This is a genomic window from Pontibacter sp. FD36, assembly GCF_015686655.1.
GTDB lineage: Bacteria > Bacteroidota > Bacteroidia > Cytophagales > Hymenobacteraceae > Pontibacter.
In genome coordinates, this window is record NZ_JADPMP010000009.1 from 131,896 (window position 1) to 151,374 (window position 19,479).

Annotated in this window: 22 protein-coding genes; 9 read left to right on the top strand and 13 right to left on the bottom strand. The window is 48.1% G+C overall.

The genetic code is table 11. From position 1 onward, the window contains the following. Window positions 1-61: 61 nt before the first annotated feature. Window positions 62-1,051 carry a YihY/virulence factor BrkB family protein gene (locus I0P70_RS14000; protein WP_230392199.1) on the top strand — a complete coding sequence of 330 codons (990 nt, stop codon included), beginning with the start codon at window positions 62-64 and terminating at the stop codon, window positions 1,049-1,051. 74 nt (window positions 1,052-1,125) lie between these two features. Here I0P70_RS14000 and rlmN read toward each other — a convergent pair whose 3' ends face one another. Together rlmN and I0P70_RS14010 are read right to left on the bottom strand one after the other, a co-directional pair. Beyond that, complete coding sequence (rlmN, locus tag I0P70_RS14005) at window positions 1,126-2,202, bottom strand: 23S rRNA (adenine(2503)-C(2))-methyltransferase RlmN (RefSeq protein ID WP_196119059.1); 1,077 nt, start codon at window positions 2,200-2,202, stop codon at window positions 1,126-1,128. Window positions 2,203-2,223: 21 nt separating this feature from the next. Next, window positions 2,224-2,652 carry a thioesterase family protein gene (locus I0P70_RS14010; protein WP_196119061.1) on the bottom strand — a complete coding sequence of 143 codons (429 nt, stop codon included), beginning with the start codon at window positions 2,650-2,652 and terminating at the stop codon, window positions 2,224-2,226. Between the two features lie 212 nt (window positions 2,653-2,864). Between I0P70_RS14010 and mnmD the strand changes: the two genes are divergently transcribed. From mnmD to I0P70_RS14025, 3 genes are all read left to right on the top strand, one after another. After that, window positions 2,865-3,542: a tRNA (5-methylaminomethyl-2-thiouridine)(34)-methyltransferase MnmD gene (mnmD, locus tag I0P70_RS14015; protein WP_196119063.1), complete on the top strand. Its 678-nt coding sequence runs from the start codon at window positions 2,865-2,867 to the stop codon at window positions 3,540-3,542. 54 nt (window positions 3,543-3,596) lie between these two features. Then, on the top strand, window positions 3,597-4,121 hold the full coding sequence (locus I0P70_RS14020; protein ID WP_196119065.1) for a glutathione peroxidase: 525 nt from the start codon (window positions 3,597-3,599) through the stop codon (window positions 4,119-4,121). Between the two features lie 286 nt (window positions 4,122-4,407). Continuing rightward, window positions 4,408-4,713, top strand: coding sequence for a hypothetical protein (locus I0P70_RS14025; RefSeq protein ID WP_196119067.1), 306 nt, complete (start codon window positions 4,408-4,410; stop codon window positions 4,711-4,713). Window positions 4,714-4,833: 120 nt separating this feature from the next. Here I0P70_RS14025 and I0P70_RS14030 read toward each other — a convergent pair whose 3' ends face one another. Then, window positions 4,834-5,424, bottom strand: coding sequence for a 5-formyltetrahydrofolate cyclo-ligase (locus I0P70_RS14030; protein WP_196119069.1), 591 nt, complete (start codon window positions 5,422-5,424; stop codon window positions 4,834-4,836). Next, entirely contained in the window at window positions 5,424-7,001 is a 1,578-nt protein-coding gene (bshC, locus tag I0P70_RS14035) for a bacillithiol biosynthesis cysteine-adding enzyme BshC (protein WP_196119071.1), read from the bottom strand. The genes I0P70_RS14030 and bshC overlap by 1 nt, the downstream gene beginning before the upstream one ends. 252 nt (window positions 7,002-7,253) lie before the next feature. Between bshC and I0P70_RS14040 the strand changes: the two genes are divergently transcribed. Beyond that, window positions 7,254-7,634: a PH domain-containing protein gene (locus I0P70_RS14040; protein ID WP_255531026.1), complete on the top strand. Its 381-nt coding sequence runs from the start codon at window positions 7,254-7,256 to the stop codon at window positions 7,632-7,634. 1 nt (window position 7,635) lies between these two features. On the opposite strand, the gene I0P70_RS14045 is transcribed toward I0P70_RS14040, so the two are convergent. The 9 genes from I0P70_RS14045 to I0P70_RS14085 form a co-directional block, all read right to left on the bottom strand. Beyond that, window positions 7,636-8,031 carry a hypothetical protein gene (locus I0P70_RS14045; protein ID WP_196119073.1) on the bottom strand — a complete coding sequence of 132 codons (396 nt, stop codon included), beginning with the start codon at window positions 8,029-8,031 and terminating at the stop codon, window positions 7,636-7,638. A gap of 197 nt (window positions 8,032-8,228) precedes the next feature. Further along, window positions 8,229-9,542: a 30S ribosomal protein S12 methylthiotransferase RimO gene (rimO, locus tag I0P70_RS14050; protein WP_196119084.1), complete on the bottom strand. Its 1,314-nt coding sequence runs from the start codon at window positions 9,540-9,542 to the stop codon at window positions 8,229-8,231. Window positions 9,543-9,772: 230 nt separating this feature from the next. Beyond that, window positions 9,773-10,288, bottom strand: a complete 516-nt coding sequence (locus I0P70_RS14055; RefSeq protein ID WP_196119085.1) for a carboxypeptidase regulatory-like domain-containing protein — start codon at window positions 10,286-10,288, stop codon at window positions 9,773-9,775. A gap of 18 nt (window positions 10,289-10,306) precedes the next feature. Then, window positions 10,307-11,266, bottom strand: coding sequence for a signal recognition particle-docking protein FtsY (ftsY, locus tag I0P70_RS14060; protein WP_196119095.1), 960 nt, complete (start codon window positions 11,264-11,266; stop codon window positions 10,307-10,309). A 113-nt stretch (window positions 11,267-11,379) separates the two neighbouring features. Then, complete coding sequence (locus tag I0P70_RS14065; protein ID WP_007652248.1) at window positions 11,380-11,532, bottom strand: DUF4295 domain-containing protein; 153 nt, start codon at window positions 11,530-11,532, stop codon at window positions 11,380-11,382. Between the two features lie 2 nt (window positions 11,533-11,534). Further along, complete coding sequence (rpmG, locus tag I0P70_RS14070) at window positions 11,535-11,723, bottom strand: 50S ribosomal protein L33 (RefSeq protein WP_007652246.1); 189 nt, start codon at window positions 11,721-11,723, stop codon at window positions 11,535-11,537. Between the two features lie 133 nt (window positions 11,724-11,856). Further along, window positions 11,857-13,440, bottom strand: coding sequence for an aminopeptidase P family protein (locus I0P70_RS14075; RefSeq protein WP_230392200.1), 1,584 nt, complete (start codon window positions 13,438-13,440; stop codon window positions 11,857-11,859). A gap of 32 nt (window positions 13,441-13,472) precedes the next feature. Then, the gene (gene rpmB, locus I0P70_RS14080; RefSeq protein WP_007652245.1) at window positions 13,473-13,712 is read right to left on the bottom strand and encodes a 50S ribosomal protein L28; all 240 of its coding nucleotides are present in this window, start codon (window positions 13,710-13,712) and stop codon (window positions 13,473-13,475) included. Between the two features lie 133 nt (window positions 13,713-13,845). Next, a complete protein-coding gene (locus I0P70_RS14085; protein ID WP_370583230.1) occupies window positions 13,846-14,019 on the bottom strand; it encodes a DUF5522 domain-containing protein in 174 nt (57 codons plus the stop codon). A 143-nt stretch (window positions 14,020-14,162) separates the two neighbouring features. Here I0P70_RS14085 and I0P70_RS14090 point away from each other — a divergent pair, with 143 nt between their 5' ends. The 4 genes from I0P70_RS14090 (at window position 14,163) to I0P70_RS14105 (ending at window position 19,466) form a co-directional block, all read left to right on the top strand. Next, window positions 14,163-14,465, top strand: coding sequence for a hypothetical protein (locus I0P70_RS14090; protein WP_196119108.1), 303 nt, complete (start codon window positions 14,163-14,165; stop codon window positions 14,463-14,465). Between the two features lie 148 nt (window positions 14,466-14,613). Next, the gene (gene rocD / locus I0P70_RS14095) at window positions 14,614-15,855 is read left to right on the top strand and encodes an ornithine--oxo-acid transaminase (RefSeq protein ID WP_196119110.1); all 1,242 of its coding nucleotides are present in this window, start codon (window positions 14,614-14,616) and stop codon (window positions 15,853-15,855) included. Window positions 15,856-16,127: 272 nt separating this feature from the next. Continuing rightward, complete coding sequence (locus tag I0P70_RS14100; protein ID WP_196119112.1) at window positions 16,128-17,288, top strand: HlyD family secretion protein; 1,161 nt, start codon at window positions 16,128-16,130, stop codon at window positions 17,286-17,288. A 24-nt stretch (window positions 17,289-17,312) separates the two neighbouring features. Next, a complete protein-coding gene (locus I0P70_RS14105; RefSeq protein ID WP_196119114.1) occupies window positions 17,313-19,466 on the top strand; it encodes a peptidase domain-containing ABC transporter in 2,154 nt (717 codons plus the stop codon). The last annotated feature ends 13 nt before the right edge of the window (window positions 19,467-19,479 follow it).

The following is a 19,479-nucleotide window of genomic DNA, read 5'->3' on the forward strand; positions in this document are numbered from 1 at the left end:
ATTTCCAACCTAACATTTCCCGCTGTCGTATCAAAAAGCTATTCTGATACAGACAAGCGATATGACAAAATCTTTAACAGGCATTATATTCCCCCTTGCAAAGAATACCTTTAGTGGGTTTCTGGACAACGGTTCTCTTATGTTGGCTGCGGCACTGGCCTTCAATGCCATTTTCTCAATCCCTCCCCTGCTGGTCATCATCATACAGGCCGCCGGGTACTTCCTTGGCGAGAAGGCCGTTTCAGGTGAACTTTCCAGCCAGATTTCAGGGGCGATAGGTCCCAGTGCAGCTGATTCCATTGAGACCATCGTACAGAATGCGGCTTTGAGCGAAGGAGGCGGTATAGCGTTCTGGATAGGTATAGGCACGCTGATCTTCGCATCCACTACGTTTTTTGCTACGTTGCAGGAGTCGCTGAACAGGGTGTGGAACGTGAAACCGAAGCCGACAAACGGCATCGTGAAGATGCTGAAGGTGCGCCTGTTCTCGTTTGGTATCGTGCTGAGCATTGCCTTGCTGATGCTGGTGTCGCTAATGCTTAGTGCAGTGATTTCTATCCTCAGCGAATATCTCCGCGAGATCTTCGACAGCTACCTGCAGTTTATCTCGCCTGATGTGCTGTATTTCCTCATCAAGGCCATGGACTTTATTCTGTCGGTTGCCATTATTACGGCCCTGTTTTCACTTATTTTCAAGTACCTGCCCGATGCCTTTATCAAATGGAAAGATGTGTGGGTGGGCGCTTTGATCACGGCACTGCTGTTCACTATTGGCAAATTCCTGATCAGCTGGTTCATCAGCACCAGCGACCCGGGCTCAGCCTATGGGGCTGCCGGCTCCATTATCGTAATTTTAGTATGGATCTACTACTCGTCGCTGATCGTGCTGTTCGGGGCGGAGTTCACTCAGCAGTATGCCGCTGAGTTTGGCCAGGAGATACGGCCCAAGGAGCATGCGGTGCTGTTCAGAGAGCAGGAGATCACCAATAACCCGCACGACATATCCAGCGGCAGACCAAGGCCGGAAGGCAGGTTCAACAAAGCCAGCTGACACAAACCCAAGTAAAGCAAAAGGCCCCTGCTACAGGTATAGCAGGGGCCTTTTGCTTTATCATTAGCCTAAACTTAAGCAGCAGGCTGTTTCTCTTTTACGGCGAGCTGTCCGCAGGCAGCATCGATGTCTTTGCCACGGCTGCGGCGCACGTTCACCTGCACCCCACGGTCAGCGAGGTAGTAGATGAAGTTCTGCCAGCGCTCTTCATCCGTGTTCTTATAGTCGGCGTTCTCGATCGGGTTATACTCGATCAGGTTGATCTTGCAAGGTATCACTTTGGAGAAACGATACAGTTCCTCGGCATCCTGCAGGGTGTCGTTGAAGTTCTGGAACACGATGTACTCGTACGTCACCTTGCGGCCTGTCACTTCATGGAAGTGCTTCAGAGCATCGGTCAGTGCCTCCAGTGAATTGGTCTCGTTGATCGGCATGATCTGGTTGCGCTTCTCGTCGTTGGCGGCGTGCAGCGACAGGGCCAGATTGGCTTTTACACCATCATCGGCCATCTTCTTGATCATCTTAGCTATACCTGCCGTGCTCACCGTGATGCGGCGTGCGGCCATACCCAGGCCATCGTGCGCTGTAATACGCTCAATGCTCTTCATCACGTTAGCATAGTTGAGCATCGGCTCACCCATACCCATGTACACGATGTTGGTAAGTGGCTGACCATACTGCTGCATGCTCTGCTCATTGATGCGCACTACCTGATCGTAGATCTCGGCGGCATCGAGGTTACGCACACGGTCCATGTATCCGGTGGCGCAGAACTTGCAGGTAAGCGAGCATCCTACCTGGCTACTCACACAGGCGGTCTTGCGCTCTTCGTGCGGTATCAGCACGCCCTCCACGATGTTACTGTCGTGCAGTTTGAAAGCAGATTTGATAGTGCCGTCGTTGCTGAGCTGCTTGGTGGCTACCTGCACTGCGTTAATGGCGAAGTGCTGGTCCAGCTTTTCGCGCAGGGCCAGGCTCACGTTGTTCATCTCCTCAAACGACTGGGCAGAGTGCTTCCAGATCCACTCATAGACCTGCTTGGCACGGAACGCTTTCTCGCCCTGCTCCACTAGCCATGCCTTTAAGTCGTCGAGCGACAGCTTACGGATGTCTTTCTTATTTAAAACGGGTATATCTGCAATCAAATTCATACCACAAAATTACAAAAATACTTAGGCTTTAGTTTCAATCCGGGCTTTTACTTCGTCGGGCAGTGCCATTAATTTTCGTTCCTGGTAATTAAAGCAGAGCATACCTGTCTTGGCGCGGGCCACTTCCTTGTCGTTTTGGTTGAGCACGTGGTAGGTGATGTCGAAGCCATACTTGTGCACATCGTCAAAGGCCAGCCGCAGCGTCAGCACATCACCATAGAAGCCCTCGCCCTTGTATTCGATGGCAACATCGGCCATGATCAGGCTGCCACCGCCCATATCGAGCTCAGTGTAGCCGAAGTGCTTGAGCAATTGCAGGCGTGCCTCGTGCAGGATAGAGAGCAGGGCATCGTTGCCCAGATGAGCGCCATAGTTGAGATCAGTAATGCGCACAGGTATAGTTGCCTCGAAGGACACATGTTCAGGTATAGCTACTTTGATGCGGGGCATGTTTTGAGGTAAAAAGTTAGAAAGGTATAAAGTTATTCGAGTTTAAGAGTTGGGAAGCTTGAGCGTTTAAGAGATGTAGTTTAAACTTCTCTATTCATTCATCATTATTCACTCTTCATTATCCATTACTCATTAATGATTATTCATTCCTCACTATTAATTATTCATTAATCATTCGTCATTGCTTACATTTGTAAAGTAAACAAATAATCATGCATCTCGAAATCAGGCAGACCAAAGACGGCTCCAACACCTTGTACGTGCCCGAACTGAACGAGCACTACCACTCGGTGCATGGCGCTTTGCAGGAGTCGCAGCATGTCTTCATTAAGCACGGCCTGGAGCATGTGCTCAATCTCCGCAAAGACATCAAGATTCTGGAGGTGGGTTTTGGCACCGGCCTCAACGCCATCCTCACTTACCCCATCTCGCTGGCTCAGAAGGCTTTCATACAATACGACACACTGGAGAAGTTTCCGCTGGAAATGAAGGTGGTGGAGCAGTTGCAGTTTGATAAAGTCATTCTGAATCCTGAGCTGCACGATGCATTTCTGGAACTTCACAAAGCTCCCTGGAACGAGCCGGTTGACGTAATCCCTTACTTTACGCTGCAGAAGATCCACGAAACGCTGGAAGAGTTTGTGCCACCGCGTGCTTATTACGACCTGATCTATTTCGACGCCTTCGCTCCCGAGAAGCAGCCTGAACTCTGGTCTGACAAGATGTTCGATAAGTTATTCCAAGCTACCCGCCCCGGTGGTGTGTTGGTTACTTACTGCGCAAAGGGCTCCTTTAAGCGAAGCCTGAAAGCAGCTGGTTACGAAGTAGAGGCACTCCCTGGCCCTCCGGGCAAGCGTGAAATGACACGCGGCATCAAACCGGTGGAGTAAAACCTTTTCGCTTATTTTCGGTTGAGGTATAGCAAATACTTAAAACGAATAACGATGAGCATGTCAAATCAAAATAGCCCCTTCTATAACCTGTCAGCGACCTCTTTGCAGGGCAAAGAAGTCAATATGGAGAACTTCAAAGGCAAAGTCGTGCTGGTGGTGAACACTGCCAGCAACTGCGGTTTTACGCCACAGTACGAAGGTCTGGAGGAGCTCTATAGGAAGTACAAGGATGATGGCCTGGTGGTGGTGGGCTTCCCCTGCAACCAGTTCGGCAATCAGGAGCCGGGAGGAAAAGAAGAGATTGAACAGGGTTGCCTGGTGAACTACGGCGTGAGCTTCCCCATGATGGAGAAAGTGGACGTGAACGGTCGTAATGCCCATCCGGTGTTCCAGTACCTGAAGTCAGAGCTTGGAGGACTGCTGGGCAGCCGTGTGAAATGGAACTTCACTAAATTCCTGATTGATGCCAACGGAAATCCGGTGAAACGCTATGCTCCGATCACCAAACCCGAGAAGATAACACCGGATATAGAGCGCTTGCTTAATAAAACAGAAGTAACACCTGACAAGGTATAGCAAGCTAACAAATAGTATATCAAGGCGTTACGAGTTACCCTAAATATGAATTTTAAATGCCTGCACAGGTATCGAATCTCATTTCCTTGAACTTTGATTTATCACAAGTGCCTCCTTATTAAGGAATTACAGCAAAGTTTTATCTCAATAAAGTATAATTCAGGCACTTACATAAACCGCTCACCATTTTTTTTAATTGTTATACTTCAAAAATTGTTTTATTTCTGGAATTAAGTCTTATTTTGCATTGTCTTAGAGCAATGAAAGCAAATCAACAGGAAGCAAAATGAAGAAATTATTACAGAAAGTGGTGAAGCCTTTCCAGGCGAAGTACGAAGTAGTTTGTACGACTTACCAGGTTATACCTGGCCTGCCAGTGAACAAGAACGAAACCAGACACCAGTTTGAACGCGGCGCAGTAGTAGAAGCCCGTGATTTTTACACAAAAGTGGTGAGCTCAGACATGACCCGCACCATGGCACCTGTTGAAGTGCAGCTGCGCAAAATCTACCTTGGTGGCAAGACAATTGAGCAGGCTGAATTCGGTCCTGTAGCTCAGCTTCGCCAGGTGGTAAATGGCAAAAAGAAATAAGGCTCCGAAGGGCCGCAAACAAAAAGCCCCGCTGCATCACTGCAGCGGGGCTTTTTGTTTGCGGCTTATGTAACGTCCCGATCTCAGTTGACACTAACCAAGCTTAGGGAGCACTGCAAACTAACTATGCAACGCTAATGTTTCCGGCCACACCCCGTCGGGTGTTATGGCAAAGTCGAGTGGTACATCATATACATTTGGGTCAGCGATACGCTCCACAGGCTGCTCCAGCGACAGCCCTACCTTCACAACATCTGGTCGGCAGTCGGCCAGGAAACGGTCATAAAAGCCTTTGCCATACCCTACCCGATGGCCTTGCTTATCGAAAGCCAGCAAAGGGATCAGCACCAGATCTACTTCATGGGCATGGACGATCTCGGCATTCTGCGGCTCAGGTATACCCCAGGCATTTTCTACCAGCACTGACTCTTCCGTCAGTTGATGGTGTGAAAGCGTATGCTGTTCGGCATCTGTTACGGGCACAACTACGCGCACCTCAGGGCACTCCAGCCGCAACCGCTCAATGATGGGCCAGGTGTTCACCTCGTTGTTTTTGATGATCGGCAGGAATACGTGTACGGTCTGCCCTGCCTTAAGAGGAAAGTGCTGGAAAAACAAGTCAGCTATACGCTGGCTCCGCACAGCAACCTCGTCGACGGACAGTGCACGGCGACGTTGTAGCATGGATTTGCGCAGCTCGGCTTTGTGCATTACTCCTCCTCCAGTATGGTGAACTTAAACTCCAATGGGTCAAAAGCCTCCACTAGTGCAGGTATAAAGTTCGGGTGGTTGGTCTGGTATGAGAGCAGGTTGTCCTGGCGTTCCTGCAGGCTGCCGTTCGGGAAGAGTTTGTCCTTCAGGTTTTCAAGTTGTTTGAAGGTTTGCTCGTGCTTGCTGTCGCGTGCTTTAGACAGCTTCTTCTCGAGCATTTGCAATGAATTGTGCGCTTTCTGCTGTTCAGCCGCCACAGCTCTTACCAAGGTCGGGTCAATTCCTTCGGCCAGCGCTTCTACTTGTTTAAACGCTTTGGCTACAGCCTCACGCTGCGTTTCAAGGTTAATCTCCTCTTCATGCAGCTGCGATGATAGTTTCTTCTTGAGCTCCTGATAATCCTGGAACAATTCGATCGGCTCAAGGCCTAGTTTGTGCATGCGGCTAGCATTCGGCTTGCTGATGTAGAGGGCCGAGTTGCGCAGCATGATGATCGGGAAGGTTACCTGGTGTGCTTCAAACACTTTACAAAGCTGAAACCAGTATGCCACCTCTGCCCCACCGCCAATGTAGGCCAGGTTGGGCAGCACCATCTCTTCGAAAAGCGGACGAAGTATCACATTCGGGCTAAAACGTTCCGGGTGCTGCTGTGCCTCCTGCAGGATTTCTTCTTGAGAAAAGCTAATCTCGGTATTAAGTACCTTGTACCTGTCGCCTTCCTGCACGATGCGCTCGCGCATGCCGTCCTGCAGGTAAAACAGGTTGATCTCACGTGAAAACACCTGCGGTTTGTAGCCTAGCTGCTCCAACTGTGCGTTCGTCTCCTCTACCAGCTTATTCGACAGCTGCTCGTTCAGCTCTTTCTCTACTACAGGTATAAGCGCCTTCTTCAGCTCTTTATGGTCGCCGTCGATGCTCACCAAACCATACTCGCCAAACAGCGCATGTGTGATGGCAAGGGTTGCATCGGCCAGTGTCTTGCTGTTACGGTAAGCGTCCTCAAAAATCGGGAAAGCCTCCGGCAGCTCTTCCAGCACCTTGTCAAGTCCTGTTGTTGCGAAGCGACCCACGGCACCGGTCTGCTCCGACTCCCAGGTATAGCGCTTGCCAAATAGGTTGAAGTGGTTGATCTCCGCAAAGTCATGGTCTTCGGTGGCCATCCAGTATACCGGCACAAAGTTGTAATCCGGGTAAGCTGCCTGCAATTGGCGACAGGTGTTGATCGCCGTTACGATCTTATACACAAAATAAAGCGGCCCTGTGAAAATATTGAGCTGGTGCCCTGTGGTCACGGTATAGGTGTTGGGCTGCTGCAACAACTCCAGGTTTTGCTGCACCGTTGGATGGATATCTGTTAAAGAACCATACTGCTCCTGCAACACCTGACACAAAATGTGGCGCTGGGCTTCCGTGAATTGTTTCTCCTTGATTTGTTCGCCAAAAGCCTCCAGCGTCGGAAAGCGGTGATAGAACGTCTTTAGCTTTTCGCTTTGCGACAGGTAATCGGCTATCGTCTGGGAGAAAGCGCCAGTAGCGGCATAGTCTACTTTGGTGATTTTCATATCAGTTACTTCCATCTGCTCTGTTTTGTGGCTTTACGCTGTGTAGCTATACTTGGAGGGTATAACAAAACACGTTCACCTATGTTGCGCCACAAAGTACGTGTTTTTTATTTTCGATATATAGCTGATACGATAGAAAACAGGTATAGGCGGACGGAATCTGAATTTAGGCACCCACTACCTTCGCTCCAAAAGCTTTCAAAACGAAGGCTTTAGTAGACAAACTAAAGGTATAAAGTCCGTATACTTAGCTAAAAATCAAACGATATGGGATTATTGAACGGATTAATGGGCCATGCTTCGGCTGTGCCTGTTGAAAAACTCACAAAAGAATTTCAGCCCATCCTGCTCGATGATGAGCAAATTGAAAAGGCTTTCCGCCTGATCCGGGACATGCTGGTGTTCACGAACAAGCGGCTGATCGTAGTGAATAAGCAGGGTATAACAGGTTCTAAAATTGAATACCAAAGTGTGCCTTATGCCAGCATCAAGATGTTTTCAAAAGAGAGCGCCGGCATGCTCGACTTCGATGCCGAGCTGAAGATCTGGCTGACAGGTGAGGCATCGCCCACTATCAAGCAGGAATTCCGCAAAGGCGACAATGTGAATGATGCTTACAAAGTGCTAAGCAAGTATGTGCTGAAATAAACTAGAGTGAGTTGAGCCAGCCCTCCGCATTTTCGGTCGTTTCAAATCCATTCGCAATACCATCCCGCACCATCTGGATGGCTCTGTCAGTGGAGAGACGGCTGAAATAGTCTTGCGAATAAACAGCGGCATGGTAGCGCAAACCAGCCTGCTCGGCACGTGGGTGCCAGTCAAAGGCTAGCCAATCAGTCAGTTCTACCCATAGCCCCTGCACGTCGTAGTGGTTGTCAAGTAGTTTGTGGCAGCGTTCTTTCTGCAGGAAAAACAGAATCTGCTCATATCCCTGTTTGATGACCTCGCTGGTAAAGGCCCCATGCCAGGTAGCTGCAATGTAATCTTCTACCGCATTATACTCGAGTGTAAGGGAATCAGTAGTGAGTAATTTGATGTGCCGCATACAGGTGGGAAAGGCTTTGCAGCGTCTAAAACTGCTCCTTGAACTATATTTAGGTTTCTGAATACCATAATACATAATTCCGGGCTATAAACAAAAAAGGAAATTCCCTGTCGGCCGTAGCACGCAAGGAATTTCCTTTAATTATGGTTATTCGCAGTCTCGGGTTTTAAACACCCGATCTTTGGCTTTCAGTTAATTTACAGCACTACCTCACCGTATAGGTCGAAGTCAGAAGCATCAGTGATCTTCACGTTGGCGAAGTCTCCCAGACGCACATACTGGCTATCGGCTGGCACAAGCACTTCGTTGTCCACCTCCGGTGAGTCGTACTGCGTACGGCCCACGAAGTAGCCGCTTTCCTTGCGGTCGAAGAGTACTTTGTAAGTCTTGCCTACTTTCTCTTCGTTCAGTTCTACAGATATACCTTGCTGCAGCTCCATGATGGCGTCGGCACGTTCCTGCTTCACCTCGTCCGGCACGTTGTCCTCCAAGGTATGGGAATGGGTGTTTTCTTCGTGTGAGTAGGTAAAGATGCCCAGACGCTCAAAGCGGGTTTCCTCTACCCAGTCATACAGCTCCTGGAAATCCTTATCAGTCTCACCCGGGTGGCCTGCTATCAGTGTCGTACGCAAAGCAATATCCGGCACACGCTGACGAATCTGGTCTACCAGCTCAATGGTGCGGCGCTTGCTGATACCACGGCGCATGGTCTTGAGCATGTTGTCAGAGATGTGCTGTAGCGGCATGTCCATGTACTTGCAGATGTTCTCACGTTCGTTCATCACGTCAAACACCTCCATCGGGAACTGGGACGGATAGGCGTACTGCATGCGGATCCAGTCTATACCTTCCACATCCGACAGGTTGCGGAGCAGGTCAGCCAGCTTGCGCTCACCGTAATGCTGTAAGCCGTAATAAGTCAGGTCCTGCGCTATCAGCACCAATTCTTTTGTGCCCATGCTAGCAAGTCGTTTCGCCTCTTTTACCAGGTCTTCGATCGGACGGTCCACGTGCTTGCCGCGCATCAAAGGGATAGCACAGAAAGAGCAAGGACGGTTACAGCCCTCGGCTATCTTAAAGTAAGCGAAGTGCGAAGGTGTCGTGATGAGTCGTTCGCCGATGAGCTCGTGCTTGTAGTCTGCCTCCAGCTTTTTGAGAAGCTGCGGCATCTCCAGCGTACCGAAGTAAGCATCCACCTGCGGAATCTCTGCTTCCAGCGAGTCCTTGTAGCGCTGCGACAGACAACCTGTTACGTACAGCTTGTCGATCTGGCCCATTTCTTTGGCCTCAGCGTAACGCAGAATGGTATCAATAGACTCCTGCTTGGCATTGTCGATAAAGCCGCAGGTGTTCACGATGATGATATTTGAATCGTCCTTCTCAGACTCGTGCGCTACGTCCATGTCATTGGCCCGCAGCTGCCCCATCAGCACTTCCGAATCCACCAGGTTTTTAGAACAACCCAATGTGATCACGTTTACCTTGTCTTTCTTTAAACTTCTTACTTTCACTTATCTATGTATTAGCGCGATAATTCCCAATTACTCAAAACCATTGCGGCTGCGCATTAGTTCGATTGGGCAAATGAACTGCAAAAGTACAACATGTTTAGGGAATAAAAGAACAGCCTGCTGTATAGCGGGCTGATTTGTTTTATAGCTATAGAAGCTGAGCTATACCTTTACTGGATTTGATATTAACTGTGGTGACTCCGAGCTGATGCTCTGGATGATGTGATTCGTTAATAAAATGCGTTGTAGTTAACCAAAAACTCTACTTCCGTTACTTCACCTTCTTTAACCTCCACCGGAAAGATGTTCATATCGCCGTCAAGAAGATTGGCGAATAGTCCGTCTTCCTCTTTTGTGAAAAGGCTATACCTGCCGGGCTCCAGACGAACCGCAAAGTTGCCGCTGCCGTCTGTTTTTACCTGGGTGACTAATTTGGTTTGAATCGCGGTGTGGAAAACACCGTCTTTGGATGTGGTTTGTAAACTATTGGTCAGCTCGTAAATATACACGGTGCGCTCCACACCGCGGCGACCACTGCTGGTTGGGGCATCCGGGGAAGGCATTTGGTTGCCTGCCTCCCAGAGTATCTGCCCCTGTATACCTTGCTTGATCTGCATCTGCTGGCCTGTTTGCGTTTTAGATTCCTGCTGCGCTTCTTGGCCTTCGCTCTCCTGCCCTGACGTACCTTGGGTACCGTTACAAACGGTCAGCAACAGCGACAGCCCTATCAACAGCAATTTTCCCATACAGGCAACAGCAAAAATCTATTTGCGGGAGAAGAACGACTCCACGAACTGGTTCTTGTCGAATAGCTGCAGGTCCTCTATCTTCTCACCTACACCGATGTATTTCACCGGAATTTTAAACTCGTCCGATATACCGATCACCACACCACCTTTGGCCGTACCGTCCAATTTGGTGATGGCCAGTGCGGTTACGTCAGTGGCTTTGGTGAACTCACGTGCCTGAAGCAGGGCGTTCTGGCCTGTACTGCCGTCGAGCACCAGCAACACCTCGTGCGGGGTGTCTGCCGTGATTTTCTGCATCACGCGCTTGATCTTCGACAACTCGTTCATCAGGCCCACTTTGTTATGCAGTCGGCCCGCTGTATCGATGATCACGACGTCAGCACCAATGTCCACACCTTTCTTTACGGCATCATAGGCCACAGAGGCTGGATCCGTGTTCATGCCGTGCGAAATTACCGGCACGCCTACACGCTCACCCCAGATGATCAGCTGATCAACGGCGGCGGCACGGAAGGTATCGGCGGCACCTAGCACTACTTTCTTGCCGGCTTTGTGGAATTGCGAGGCCAGTTTGCCGATGGTGGTGGTTTTACCCACGCCGTTCACGCCCACGACCATAATCACGTAAGGCTTTATACCTGCCGGCAGGTCGAAGTTGGCACCGTCACCGGCACGGTTCTCTTCGAGCAAGGCGGCAATCTCTTCACGCAGGATTCTGTCGAGCTCGCTTGTGCTCACGTATTTGTCACGCGCGACACGCTTCTCAATGCGGTCGATGATCTTTACAGTCGTCTCTACTCCCACGTCCGCATGCACCAGAATTTCCTCCAGTTCGTCGAGCACTTCCACGTCTACCGTGGACTTACCAACGACTGCTTTACTCAATTGCCCGAAAAAGCTGGTTTTGGTTTTCTCTAGACCTTTGTCGAGCGATTCTTTCTTTTGCTCTTTGCTGAAAAAGTCAAAAATTCCCATTTGCGTGTTTTGTAGGGTGAGACTATCTCGGTGTGATACGGTAATATACTAAAAAAGTCCCAGCAAAGGGACTTTTTCGTGTATTCTATCTATGTATAGTAGAGTAGGCTTAATTACTTCTTAAGGAACTCCTGTACTTTATCAACAGGCACCATCTCTTCTTTAAAGCTGTAAGCACCAGTTTTTGGAGACTTAACGGCTTTGATCACTTTTGCCCAATCTTTACCTGTAGCGGTCTTTAGGGTTGCAACTACCTTCTTAGCCATGGTTATTTAATTTCTTTATGTACAGTTACTTTTTTCAACACAGGGTTATACTTCTTAAGCTCTAGACGCTCAGCAGTATTCTTTCTGTTTTTGGTAGTGATGTACCTTGAAGTTCCAGGCATGCCAGTCGCTTTATGCTCTGTGCACTCCATAATTACCTGGATTCTATTACCTTTTGCTTTTTTAGCCATCTCAACAGTAAATTTTTATTTAGGACTGCAAATATACAAGCTTAAATCTCTAATTACAAACAAAGTATAAATTTTTCTGCAGAAGCTTTTTAGCTGCGCTCTCTGCCGCGTTTATACATCGTTAAAAATGCCCTTAATCAAGCCTTGGCAGCTTGAAACCGTCCAACGCGCTCGGCTGGGCCATGGTTTTCTCAATTTCCTCTATTGTCCGGGGCGCCTGTTTCGACAGGTTCTCCCAGCCTTTATCAGTGATCAGGATATCATCTTCAATGCGTACGCCGATCCCCCACCACTTCTTGTCACACGGGCTTCCTTCCGGAATGTAAATGCCCGGCTCCACCGTAATCACCGTGTTGGCCTGGAAAGGCCCGTAGCTGCCACGGTCGTGCACATCGAGCCCCAGGTAATGCGAGGTACCGTGCGGAAAATAACGCTGTACTTCTTCACGCTTTTTGATGATGCCCAGTTTAACAAGCCCGTCTGCTATCACTGCCTCGGCAGCCTGATGTGGCGCGTTGAAAGCGTTGCCTACCTTGCACTGCTGAAATCCTGCCTCCTGCGCTTTGAGCACCAGTTCATAAATGGCACGCTGCTCTTTCGTGAACTTGCCATTGGCAGGTATAGTGCGCGTCACGTCGGCGGTATAGCCCAGGTACTCAGCGCCCACATCCATCAGCACCAGTTCGCTGCCAGGTATAGCCGGCTTGGCACTGGAAATATAATGCAGCACACAGCCATTGTTGCCGGCTCCCACTATACTCGGGTAGCCTACATGCTGCGCACCGTATTTCTTGAACACGAACTCGTGTATACCTTGCACCTCCATTTCGGACATGCCCGGCTTCATGGCCTTCATCACCTCGATTTGCCCCACTGCTGACATGCTTGCCGCTTTGCGAAGCAGGTTGAGTTCGGCTTCAGTCTTCACTTCGCGCATGGCGTCCAGCGCCTGATCGAGTGTGAAAGCATCCAGCTTCTGCTTAGGTATAGCCGCTACAGCTTTGGTGCGGGCACGCATATCTTTTGCCTGCAGATAACCTTGCAGCGCCTGATCTTGTCGCAGATTTGGCTCTTGCTGCATGGCTTCCTGAATGTAGGCTACTACTCCTTCGGACTGCGCCAGTCCATGCTCGCGCACAATGCCATAAAGCATACTGCGTGTCGCGCTGAAGTTGGTCGGGTACTTTACCTTGGACTTGAACTGGCCAAGCAAACTGTACAGATCAGCTTCATCCGCTGCATCGTCGCGTACATCATGCGGCAGACTTTTGATCAGGATCTGTTGCAGGTTGGCGGTATCAAGCTTGAAGGAAGCGAAATCGGTATTTGCCAGCGTCGCTATACCTAATTCTTTAGCCGCTCCTTCTACGCCTTGTCGTTTGCCATTCCACAGTTCATGCATTTCATCATTGGGCTGCACAAATAGTACTTCCTGTACCTGCTTACCGTTCACGTTCTGCGGACTCTGGAAAAGTAGCAGCACGGCGTTCGGCTCCTTATACCCGGTCAGGTAATAGAAGTCGGGGTCCGGATGGCAATAGTAGTCCACGTCGTTGGCGCGGTTGCGCACGGGACTGGCAAAAAGAACGGCAACGGAGCGAGGGGGCAGCTGTTGCCGCAGTACCTCTCTCCGTTGCCGGTGAAACTCTTTATCTAAAGTATCAGATGGCTTTCCCGAGCCTGCATGCGGTTGCGCTACTGCCGTAAAAGACAGCAAGCATAACAGTACACACAGCCGGAAGGCTGCCATTAGTACATAATGAAGCCTTGCTCTACTGCTTTCTTCAGAACGGCAGAAATACCGTTTTTGTTGATTGTTCTCAATGCTGAAGTAGAAACTTTAAGGGTTACCCAAGCATCTTCCTCAGGGATGTAGAAACGCTTCTTCTGAAGGTTCGGATAGAACTTACGCTTTGTCTTATTGTTAGCGTGAGAAACGTTATTTCCTACTTGTACTCTCTTTCCGGTTAAATCGCAAACTCGTGCCATCTTGTATTTTCTTCTAAATTATTTCAATAGGGGTGCAAATATCTGCAAAAAGATACAGAAATTCAAAAGCATAGCAGATATTTTTAACAAAACACGCTGCAAGACAACTACAAAGGCTTTTTAACAGCATTGCTTATACCTTGTCTTCGCCTTTCATGCCCGTTTCTTTCTTCTTTTTGGTGAAGCCGTAGGGGCAGTTCCGGCAGGCATTCTTGCAGCAATAGCCTCGTTTGAGCAGGTACTTGGCCGTCAGCACCATCAGTCCACGCTCAAAATAAAAGTCCTCGCCTTCTTTCAGATCGCTCACGCTATACTCCTTATAAAGCGACAAATATCGGCATTTCAGGTACGTTTACCAAATAGCCCCTTCATTATACCTTGTAGCGGCAGGGCATTTCGTTCTAACAAAGATGGCCGTGTCTCAATTTGTAACCCTTATCCTGCAAGCCTATGACCCGTTTCCAAAATTTAACCGAAGCCGTGAGTGCCCTGCGTGCAAGAGGCTTTGTCAACACGTTTACTATTCAGCATCAGCGGGTTTACTGCTCTGAGCAGAGCTGCGAACTCTCCCCCAATCAACTCACCTTGCTGGAGCGCCATATCGTGCCATCGCCCACCTCACAAAGCGGACAGGAAGAGGTGTATGGCTTCCGGACGGATAACAACCTGCTTGGCATCATGACAGATATCTATGCCGAGTATGATGCAGAGGAGTTCCGCTCCGTTTTCAGGCAGTGTCGGCAGACCGAATAAGCTCCCTTTCCAGTTAAAGATATAAGTCAGGCTGTTTTTGCTATATTTACAACCTATATACAGAATCCCGTAAATATAGGTGCGGCACTACAGCGTATGGCGTAGCGCTGCCCAATAGACCGGAAACAGCTTTTTTAACACATAAACTATGAGCACGCTATCCATCACCTCCAGCCAGCAGGCTATCGAAACCGAAGAAAAATACGGCGCCCACAACTACCACCCGCTGCCGGTGGTATTGAACAAAGGCGAAGGCGTATACCTGTGGGACGTGGAGGGCAAACGCTATTTTGACTTCCTGTCGGCCTACAGCGCCGTAAACCAGGGCCACTGCCATCCGCGCATCATCAATGCCCTGATCGAGCAAGCCCAGCAACTCACACTAACTTCCCGTGCCTTCTACAACGACAAGCTAGGTATAGCCGAGAAGTACATTTGCGAGCTGTTCGGTTACGACAAATCGCTTTACATGAACTCCGGTGCCGAGGCCGTGGAGACGGCCATCAAATTGGCCCGCAAATGGGCTTACTTGAAGAAGGGAATCGCCTCTCACAACGCCGAGATCATCGTAGTAGAGCGCAACTTCCACGGTCGCACGACAGGCATCATCTCCTTCTCCACTGACCCGGATTCTACCAAAGGCTTCGGCCCATACATGCCCGGCTTCAAAGTGATTCCTTACAACGACTTGGAGGCGCTGGAAACGGCCCTGAAAGAGAACCCGAACGTCTGCGGTTTCCTGGTAGAGCCGATTCAGGGCGAAGCAGGCGTAGTAGTACCGCAGGACGGATATATGGCTAAGGCACATGCGCTTTGCAAAGAGTACAACGTGCTGTTGATGGCTGATGAGATCCAGACAGGTATAGCGCGTACCGGTAAGCTGCTCGCCAGCTATTACGATGATGTGAAAGCCGACATCCTGATCCTGGGCAAAGCCCTTTCAGGTGGCGTGCTACCGGTGTCTTGTGTGCTGGCCAACGACGACATCATGCTGTGCATTCAGCCAGGTGAGCACGGGTCTACCTTCGGCGGCAATCCGGTGGCAGCGGCAGTTGCCATTGCCGCTTTGGAGGTGATTAAAGAAGAGAACTTAATAGAGAATGCCTACAAGCTGGGTGAAGTGTTCCGTGACCGCATGAACCAACTCAAGGCCAAGCGCCCGGAAGTGGTTACGCTGGTAAGAGGTCGCGGCCTGCTCAACGCCATCGTGATCGAGCCTTCGGCTGATGGCCGCACCGCCTGGGATGTGTGCGTGGAGTTGAAAGAGAACGGCCTGCTTGCCAAGCCAACCCACGGCGATATTATCCGCTTTGCACCGCCTTTGGTGATGACGGAGGAGCAGCTGCACGAATGCTGCGACATCATTGAAAAAGTAATCATGAACTTTTAAGAGAAGGTATACCTAAAACACATAAAAGGCGAGGCTGTAATGGCTTCGCCTTTTTGTTTTTAATGGCACTTAAAATAACTCATTTGTAATTACAATCAGTAGGCGTCTATTTGATTTTATAAATCAATCGATCAAGTAATTAACGCTAAAGCTCGCTTAAACCTAACTAAAGCCTTCTCAATATATTTTTAATGCAAAATATAGTAATATTTATTTTGCATTAATTTTCATTTTAGATATACTTGTAAACGCTCCATTTACACAACTATCACATGAAAACGATTTTCCCCTCGGCTATCATCGAGCAGTCAACGGAATGCTATCAAAGCAGAATAACTGTACGTTCGAAGATCATTTACTTAAGCGCATTAGCTTTTTTATTTTTAGCGCTTTTGTGCCTACCCTTCATCTATATTGATCTATCTATCCAGGCTAAAGGCATACTGCAGAGCTCGCTCGAACGAAATGAAGTTTTTGTACCTGTACAGGGGAGAGTTTATAACATCAGATATAAAGAGAATGACAAGGTGTCTAAAGGAGATGTCATTGCTGAAATCGTATCTGAACAACTGAATTTGGAGTTACAAGGATATCAGCAAAGGATTGGCTTATTAAACACCTTTCTTTCTGATCTGAGAACTTTAGGGAATAAAAATATAACAACTACACCCCCTTCTTTCAAGTCTGATGTTTATGCTGCTTCTTATTATGAATACTTTTCTGCTTATGAAAGCCTGAAAGCAGTGCTTGATAAAGCAACCCGAGATTATGAAAGAAACGCGCTATTATACGAAGCAAAAGCAATTGCCTTTGTAGAGTATGACGAGTCTAAATTGAAGTATGAGCAAGCCCAGTCTAATTTAGAACTTCATATTAAAAAACAGAAAGCGAAATGGAAACAGGAAGCTAACTCCTATGCTAACGAACTAAATCAACTTGAAAATAAAGTAAAGTCTGTTACTGAGCAGAAAACTCATTACAAGATTTTAGCAGGCGTGAACGGCACCCTGCTAAATGTAAAAAATATTAAGGAGGGAGATTTTGTATTTCCGAACCAGAAAATAGCCGAAATATCTCCTGATTCTACGCTATTAGCAGTAGCTTATATCTCACCCAAAGATGTTGGGTTCATACAACCTGGTCAGCAGGTATCTCTTCAAGTAGACGCCTTCAATTACAATGATTGGGGGTTTGCAAAAGGCAAAGTAGCGGAAATAGCGGATGACCTTTCTCTTATTTCCGAACAGCAGGCAGCCTTTAGGGTTATCTGCTCTCTCGACCAAACGCACCTTAAGTTGAAAAACGGGTATACTGGTGAGCTGAGAAAAGGCATGACATTCAATGGTCGGTTCTTAGTCGCGCGTCGCAGCCTGTTTCAGCTCCTTTATGACAAAGTAGATGACTGGATGAATCCTGCCATTACTACTATTTAAGCTATTCCCTAACAAACTACACGTATGAGTATCAAAGTAAAGCAGCGTGATATAACAGATTGCGGGGCTGCCTGTTTGGCGTCTATTGCCAGTCACTACAAACTAAAGCTTCCTGTTTCAAAGATCCGGCAGATGGCCTCTACCGATCAGAAGGGTACCAACGTACTTGGCTTAATTGAAGCGGCTGAGAAGATGGGATTTTCCGCTAAGGGCGTTAGAGGAGAATTTGACAGCTTATTCAAAATTCCTACACCTACCATTGCACACGTCATCATTAAGGGTGTTCTCCATCACTACGTCGTTATTTACAAAGCGACAAAGAAGCACATCCACATCATGGACCCTGCGGATGGCCGGATGCAAAAGATGCCTCATGAAGAGTTTAAAGCCTTGTGGAGTGGCGTGCTGGTCCTATTGATGCCCAATGATGACTTTAAAGCACTCAATCAGACTGTTTCTGTCTACCAGCGTTTCTGGTTTCTAATGAAGCCTCACAAATCTGTGATGTTTCAGGCTCTTTTTGGAGCAATTATTTACACTGTGCTTGGTTTATCGACGGCCATTTACGTGCAGAAGATAGTAGACCATGTTTTTGCAGATGGCAACAAGAACCTGCTCAATCTGATGAGCGTCATTATGCTGGCACTACTAGTGTTCCAGGTATTGATTGGCGTATACAAGACCCTGTTTGTTCTGAAAACAGGTCAGAAAATAGATGCACGCCTCATCCTTGGCTACTACAAACACTTGCTTACGCTCCCGCAGCAATTCTTTGATACGATGCGAGTAGGTGAAATTATCAGCAGAATAAACGACGCAGTTAAAATCAGGGCTTTCATTAACGATGTATCCATTAATCTAATGGTTAATGTGTTCATCGTACTGTTCGCTTTTGCCTTGATGTTTACTTATTACTGGAAGCTGGCTCTGGTCATTCTCCTGATTATCCCACTCTATACGCTGGTATATTTTATTACCAATAAGCTGAACCGAAAAGTAGAACGGGAACTGATGGAAGACTCAGCCGAGCTTGAGTCACAATTGGTAGAGTCTATTACGGCAGCCGGAACTATCAAGCGATTTGGCATGGAAGACCATGCCAACATTAAATCCGAGACGCGCTTTATCAAGCTTTTGGGCTCAGTCTATAAATCAGGCGTTAACAACATCTTCACTGGCACTACCTCCGAAACTATTTCCAGAGTATTCACCATCGTACTGTTATGGGTCGGCGCTGGTTATGTTTTGGAAAACCAGATAACACCCGGTGAACTCATGTCATTCTATGCCGTCATAGGTTATTTTACCGGCCCTGTGGGTACGCTAATCGGCATGAACAAAACAATACAAAATGCCATGATTGCGGCAGACCGTTTATTTGAAATTATGGACCTGGAGGTAGAAAGTAATGAAAATAAATTTGAGCTGAAGAAAGAGCTTATTGGCAACATATACCTCAAGGATGTACACTTCCGCTATGGATCCCGCAAGAATGTTTTCGAGGGCTTAAGCCTTAAAATCCCGAAAGGCAAAATAACAGGCATTATCGGGGAAAGCGGCTCTGGTAAATCTACACTTATCTCTATCCTGCAGAACCTATACCCGCTTCAATCGGGAAGTGTGCATATTGGTGACTATGACCTAAAGTACATTGAGAACAGAAGTCTGAGGCAACTGGTGACAGTAGTACCTCAAAGAGTAGACTTGTTTGCCGGCAACGTAATTGAAAACATTGCCCTTGGAGATTACCAACCAGACGTACAGCGCATTGTCGGCATTTGTGGGCAGTTAGGTATGATGGATTTTATTGAAGGCTTACCAAATGGTTTTGGCACTTACCTCGGCGAAAATGGCGCTTCTTTATCGGGCGGCCAGAAACAACGCATCGCTATAGCCAGAGCTTTATATAAAGACCCTGAAGTACTGATAATGGATGAGGCCACCTCCTCGCTTGACCCTAAATCAGAAGAATTTGTTCAAATGACTATCCGCAAACTGGCAGAAGCAGGGAAGACCGTGATATTTATTACCCACCGACTTGCTGCTGTGAAGGATTTTGACCTGCTGTTTGTATTGGAAAACGGCAAACTCATAGAACAGGGTACACACGCGGAGCTTCTAACAAAACGTGAGCGCTATTTTGAGATGATAAACAAACAACTTTTGGTTCTAAATTAAATGTGGAAATGAT

Coding starts and splice junctions, on each gene's coding strand:
- I0P70_RS14000 (WP_230392199.1), top strand. CDS start 62: ATGACAAAATCTTTAACAGGCATTATATTCCCCCTTGCAAAGAATACC.
- rlmN (WP_196119059.1), bottom strand. CDS start 2,202: ATGAATTTGATTGCAGATATACCCGTTTTAAATAAGAAAGACATCCGT.
- I0P70_RS14010 (WP_196119061.1), bottom strand. CDS start 2,652: ATGCCCCGCATCAAAGTAGCTATACCTGAACATGTGTCCTTCGAGGCA.
- mnmD (WP_196119063.1), top strand. CDS start 2,865: ATGCATCTCGAAATCAGGCAGACCAAAGACGGCTCCAACACCTTGTAC.
- I0P70_RS14020 (WP_196119065.1), top strand. CDS start 3,597: ATGAGCATGTCAAATCAAAATAGCCCCTTCTATAACCTGTCAGCGACC.
- I0P70_RS14025 (WP_196119067.1), top strand. CDS start 4,408: ATGAAGAAATTATTACAGAAAGTGGTGAAGCCTTTCCAGGCGAAGTAC.
- I0P70_RS14030 (WP_196119069.1), bottom strand. CDS start 5,424: ATGCACAAAGCCGAGCTGCGCAAATCCATGCTACAACGTCGCCGTGCA.
- bshC (WP_196119071.1), bottom strand. CDS start 7,001: ATGGAAGTAACTGATATGAAAATCACCAAAGTAGACTATGCCGCTACT.
- I0P70_RS14040 (WP_255531026.1), top strand. CDS start 7,254: ATGGGATTATTGAACGGATTAATGGGCCATGCTTCGGCTGTGCCTGTT.
- I0P70_RS14045 (WP_196119073.1), bottom strand. CDS start 8,031: ATGCGGCACATCAAATTACTCACTACTGATTCCCTTACACTCGAGTAT.
- I0P70_RS14055 (WP_196119085.1), bottom strand. CDS start 10,288: ATGGGAAAATTGCTGTTGATAGGGCTGTCGCTGTTGCTGACCGTTTGT.
- ftsY (WP_196119095.1), bottom strand. CDS start 11,266: ATGGGAATTTTTGACTTTTTCAGCAAAGAGCAAAAGAAAGAATCGCTC.
- I0P70_RS14065 (WP_007652248.1), bottom strand. CDS start 11,532: ATGGCTAAGAAGGTAGTTGCAACCCTAAAGACCGCTACAGGTAAAGAT.
- rpmG (WP_007652246.1), bottom strand. CDS start 11,723: ATGGCTAAAAAAGCAAAAGGTAATAGAATCCAGGTAATTATGGAGTGC.
- rpmB (WP_007652245.1), bottom strand. CDS start 13,712: ATGGCACGAGTTTGCGATTTAACCGGAAAGAGAGTACAAGTAGGAAAT.
- I0P70_RS14090 (WP_196119108.1), top strand. CDS start 14,163: ATGACCCGTTTCCAAAATTTAACCGAAGCCGTGAGTGCCCTGCGTGCA.
- rocD (WP_196119110.1), top strand. CDS start 14,614: ATGAGCACGCTATCCATCACCTCCAGCCAGCAGGCTATCGAAACCGAA.
- I0P70_RS14100 (WP_196119112.1), top strand. CDS start 16,128: ATGAAAACGATTTTCCCCTCGGCTATCATCGAGCAGTCAACGGAATGC.
- I0P70_RS14105 (WP_196119114.1), top strand. CDS start 17,313: ATGAGTATCAAAGTAAAGCAGCGTGATATAACAGATTGCGGGGCTGCC.